Below are 4,494 nucleotides of genomic sequence, written 5' to 3'. Positions count from 1 at the left end.
CGCAAAGACCGCATCCAGAGGACTAAACGCGAGCGGGGGTGCGTCTGATTCGCCACATTCGGAGGCACCCGACTGGGTCACGGCGGCGTCCTTCCCGGAGGATGTGCTCATGAACACGTCCGCCTACGACGCCGATCTGCCCGCCCACGTCGAGCGGGCGCTGGCCGGGTTCCTCGAGCGCGCCGGTGCCGAAATCCGCCGCGCCGAGCCGACCGTGGGCGTCGGGATCGACGCGCTGGCCGGGTTCGTGCTGGGCGGCGGCAAACGCCTGCGCCCGACGTTCGCCTGGTGGGGCTGGCGCGGCGCGGGCGGCGACCCGGACGGGCCGGACGTCGAAGGCGTGCTCCAGGCGGTGGCGAGCCTGGAGCTGATCCAGGCGTGCGCGCTCATCCACGACGATCTCATCGACTCCTCCGATTCGCGCCGCGGTTCCCCGACGGTGCACATCGCGGGTGCGAAGCTGCACGCCGACAGCGGCTGGCTGGGTTCGCCGAGCACGTTCGGGCTCGCGACCGCCGTCCTGGTCGGCGACCTGGCGCTGGCCTGGGCCGACGACATGTTCGGCGAGGCCCCGCTCCCGCCCGCGGCCCTCGCGGCGGCGCGGCCCGCGTGGCGCGCGATGCGCACCGAAGTCCTCGCGGGCCAGTACCTCGACGTCCGCACCCAGGCCACCGGCGACGCCTCCCCCGAGGCGGCGCTGCACATCTGCAAGCTCAAGACGGCCGCGTACACCGTCATGCGCCCGCTGCACCTCGGTGCCGCGCTCGGCGGCGCCGACGACGCCCTGATCGCGACGCTGCGCGAATTCGGCGACGAGGTCGGCGTGGCGTTCCAGCTGCGGGACGACCTGCTCGGCGTGTTCGGCGACCCGTCGGTCACCGGCAAGCCCGCGGGCGACGACCTGCGCGAGGGCAAGCGGACGCTGCTGGTCGCGCTGGGTCTCCAGCGCGCGGCCGAGCAGGGCAAGAACGCCGCGTCGAAGGTCATCTCCGACGCCATCGGCGACGCGCACCTGTCCGAAGACGCCGTCGAGACCGTGCGCGAGGCGCTGCTCGACGTCGGCGCCGTCGACGCGGTGGAACGCCGCATCGACGAGCTCACCGAGTCCGCGATGGCGGCGCTGGACCGCGCCCACCTGGCCGAGCCCGCTCCCGCCGCGCTGACCGGGCTGGTCGTCAAGGCGACCCAGCGGACGTACTGATGCGCACCGTCACCGGTCCGAGTGACCACGTGGTGGTGATCGGTGGCGGGCTCGCCGGGCTGTCGGCGACGCTGCACCTGCTCGGCGCCGGACGCCGCGTGACCCTGCTGGAGCAGGACAAGACTCCCGGCGGACGCGCCGGACAGGCGGATTTCGGCGGCAACACCGTCGACACCGGGGCCAGCGTGCTGACCATGCCGGAACTGCTCGACGAGGCGTTCTCGGCGGTCGGCGAATCCTTGGCCGACAACCTGACACTGACACGGCTCGACCCCGCGTACCGCGCGAGGTTCGCCGACGGCAGCACCATCGCCGTGCACACCGACGCGGCGGCGATGGAGGCCGAGATCCGCGAGGCCGCCGGTCCGGCCGAAGCCGAGGGCTACCGCCTGCTCCGGCGCTGGCTGACCGAGCTGTACGCGGTGCAGAAGGATCGGTTCATCGGCGCGAACTTCGACTCCCCGCTCGACCTCGCGCGCCCGGAACTGGCGAAACTGGCCGCACTGGGCGGCTTCGGGCGGCTCGGCCCGAAGATCGGCGGCTTCCTGCGCGACGACCGGGTGCGCCGCTTGTTCTCCTTCCAGGCGCTCTACGCGGGACTCGACCCGGCGCGCGCGATCGGCGCGTACGGCGTCATCTCCTACATGGACACCGTCGGCGGGGTCTACTACCCGTCGGGCGGGATGGGCGAGATCGCGCGGGCGATGGCGAACGCGGCCGGGCGCGCGGGCGCGGAAGTGCGGTTCGGCACCGAAGCCGCTTGGCTGGAAAGGGTTTCCTCGCGGGTGCGCGCGGTGCGGACCCGCTCCGGCGAGCGGATCCCTTGCGACACCGTGGTTCTCGCGACCGAACTCGGCACCGCGTACCGGCTGCTCGGCGCCCGCCCGCGTCGTCCGCTGCCGCTGCGGTACTCGCCGTCGGCCGTGGTGCTGCACGGGCACGCGCCGCGATCGTGGCCGGAGTTGGGCCACCACACCATTTTCTTCGGCCAGGCCTGGGAAAGGACGTTCTCGGAGATCATCCGCGAGGGCAGGCTGATGAGCGATCCGTCGCTGCTGGTGACCCGGCCGACCGCGACCGAACCGGGCCTCGCCCCCGGCGGCGACCAGGTGATCTCGGTGCTGGCCCCGGCGCCGAACCTGCGCCGCGGCAAGATCGACTGGGGCCGGGTCGGGCCCGCCTATCGCACGGAACTCCTGCGCACGCTGGAAAACCGCGGCCTCACCGGGTTCCCGGACGATTTCACCGTCGACGAGACGATCACCCCGGCGGGCTGGGCGGAGCGCGGGCTGACCGCGGGCACCCCGTTCTCGCTCGCGCACACCTTCGCCCAGACCGGCCCGTTCCGCCCGGGGAACCTGCTGCGGGCGGCCGACAACGTCGTGCTCGCGGGCTGCGGGACGACGCCGGGGGTCGGCATCCCGCCGGTGGTGATCTCCGGCAGGCTCGCGGCGGGAAGGGTCACCGGCCGATGAACGAACTCGACGCCGCGGGCATCACCGAACCGGCGTTGCGGGCCGCGTACACCGAATGCCGCCGCGTCAACGCGCACTACGGCCGCACCTTCTTCCTCGCGACCCGGCTGCTGCCGCCCCGCACGCGGCCGTTCGCGCACGCGCTGTACGGCTTCGCGCGGATGGCGGACGAGGTGGTCGACAACCCCGCGCCCGGGACCGATCCCGCTGTCGCGCTGGACGACGTCGCCGTCATGGTCGGCCAGGTCTTCGACGGTGGAACGCCCGCCGACCCGGTGCTGGCCGCCCTCGCCGACACCGTGCGGCGCCACGACCTGGACCGTGAGCTGTTCGACGCGTTCCTGCGGTCCATGACGATGGACCTCAAGATCACCGAATACGCGACCTACGCCGACCTCAAGGAGTACATCCACGGTTCGGCCGAGGTCATCGGGCTCCAGATGCTGCCGGTCTTCGGCACCGTCGTCCCGGTCGCCGACGCCGTGCCCGGCGCCGCCGCGCTGGGCGAAGCGTTCCAGCTGACCAACTTCCTGCGCGACGTCGGCGAAGACCTCGACCGGGGAAGGCTCTACCTGCCCACCGGCGAACTGGCCGCGTTCGGCGTCGACCGCGAACTGCTCGAATGGTCGCGCGCCCGCGGCCTGCCGGACCGGCGGGTGCGGCGGGCCCTCGCCGTGGCGGTCGCGCGCAACCGGGCGGTGTACCGCCGCGCGGAAGCGGGAATCCCGTTGCTGCGCGAGGAATCCCGGGATTGCGTGCGGACGGCGCTCGCGCTCTACGAAGGCATTCTGGACGAGATCGCGGCCCTCGGTTACGACGTGCTGAACACCCGCGCCGTCGTCCCCCGGCGACGTCGGATGGCGGTCGCCCTTCCGAGGTTACTGGCGAGCACGTGGAGCAACTCCAGGCTTAGGCTGCGATCATGACCACTGCTGCGAACAGGAAGATCCGGATCGGCGTCCAGCTGCAGCCTCAGCACGCCGAGTACAAGGCGATCCGCCGGGCGGCCTCGGAGGCCGAAGACCTCGGTGTGGACATCGTCTTCAACTGGGACCACTTCTACCCGCTCTACGGCGAGCCCGAGGGACTGCACTACGAGTGCTGGACCATGCTGGGCGCCTGGGCGGAGTCCACGTCGCGGGTCGAGATCGGCGCGCTGGTGACGTGCAACAGCTACCGCAACCCCGAACTGCTCGCCGACATGGCCCGCACCGTCGACCACATCTCCGACGGACGGCTGATCCTCGGCATCGGCTCCGGCTGGTTCGAGAAAGACTACGACGAGTACGGCTACGAGTTCGGCACCGCCGGCGGGCGGCTCGACGACCTCGCCGAGGCGCTCCCCCGGATCGAGAGCAGGCTCGGCAAGCTGAACCCGGCGCCGACCCGCGACATCCCGGTGCTGATCGGTGGCGGCGGCGAGAAGAAGACGCTGCGCCTGGTCGCGAAGCACGCCGACATCTGGCACGGCTTCGGCGACCCGGAGGTCGTGGAGCGCAAGGTCAAGATCCTCGACCAGCACTGCGCCGACATCGGCCGGGACCCGAAGGAGATCGAGCGTTCGGTCGGTGTCGACGGAGACCCCGAGGAGCTGGGCCCGAAGCTGCTGGAGCACGGCGTCTCACTGTTCACCGTGGGGACCGGTGGGCCGGACTACAACCTGGACAAGCTGCGGGCCTGGATCGCCTGGCGCGACAAGCAGCAGTCCTGACCGCTTTCGGGCTCGTGAGTGGCGAGGACGGTTCTAACCGGCTTTACCACTCACGACCCCACTCGGTACCGGCGCTCGCCCACCTGCGGTACATGAAGGCCCCCTTC

At 71.8% G+C, this 4,494-nt stretch carries 4 protein-coding genes; all 4 read left to right on the top strand.

What is annotated here, in order from left to right:
* Positions 1-109 precede the first annotated feature (109 nt).
* From ACFWMR_RS42435 to ACFWMR_RS42420, 4 genes are read left to right on the top strand one after another with little or no spacing between them, the layout of a single operon-like run.
* Positions 110-1,201: a polyprenyl synthetase family protein gene (locus ACFWMR_RS42435; RefSeq protein ID WP_378382477.1), complete on the top strand. Its 1,092-nt coding sequence runs from the start codon at positions 110-112 to the stop codon at positions 1,199-1,201.
* Positions 1,201-2,676, top strand: coding sequence for a phytoene desaturase family protein (gene crtI / locus ACFWMR_RS42430; protein ID WP_378382476.1), 1,476 nt, complete (start codon positions 1,201-1,203; stop codon positions 2,674-2,676). Before ACFWMR_RS42435 ends, crtI begins: the two co-directional genes overlap by 1 nt.
* The gene (locus ACFWMR_RS42425) at positions 2,673-3,602 is read left to right on the top strand and encodes a phytoene/squalene synthase family protein (RefSeq protein WP_378382475.1); all 930 of its coding nucleotides are present in this window, start codon (positions 2,673-2,675) and stop codon (positions 3,600-3,602) included. The genes crtI and ACFWMR_RS42425 overlap by 4 nt, the downstream gene beginning before the upstream one ends.
* Positions 3,599-4,387, top strand: coding sequence for an LLM class F420-dependent oxidoreductase (locus tag ACFWMR_RS42420; RefSeq protein WP_093933396.1), 789 nt, complete (start codon positions 3,599-3,601; stop codon positions 4,385-4,387). Before ACFWMR_RS42425 ends, ACFWMR_RS42420 begins: the two co-directional genes overlap by 4 nt.
* Positions 4,388-4,494: the final 107 nt, after the last annotated feature.

This window comes from Amycolatopsis thailandensis (assembly GCF_042723255.1).
Lineage (GTDB): Bacteria > Actinomycetota > Actinomycetes > Mycobacteriales > Pseudonocardiaceae > Amycolatopsis > Amycolatopsis thailandensis.
This window is presented reverse-complemented; position numbering and strand designations above follow the sequence as displayed.

What these genes read in the sequence shown, in the direction of transcription:
- ACFWMR_RS42435 (WP_378382477.1), top strand. Translation starts at nt 110, where the DNA reads ATGAACACGTCCGCCTACGACGCCGATCTGCCCGCCCACGTCGAGCGG.
- crtI (WP_378382476.1), top strand. Translation starts at nt 1,201, where the DNA reads ATGCGCACCGTCACCGGTCCGAGTGACCACGTGGTGGTGATCGGTGGC.
- ACFWMR_RS42425 (WP_378382475.1), top strand. Translation starts at nt 2,673, where the DNA reads ATGAACGAACTCGACGCCGCGGGCATCACCGAACCGGCGTTGCGGGCC.
- ACFWMR_RS42420 (WP_093933396.1), top strand. Translation starts at nt 3,599, where the DNA reads ATGACCACTGCTGCGAACAGGAAGATCCGGATCGGCGTCCAGCTGCAG.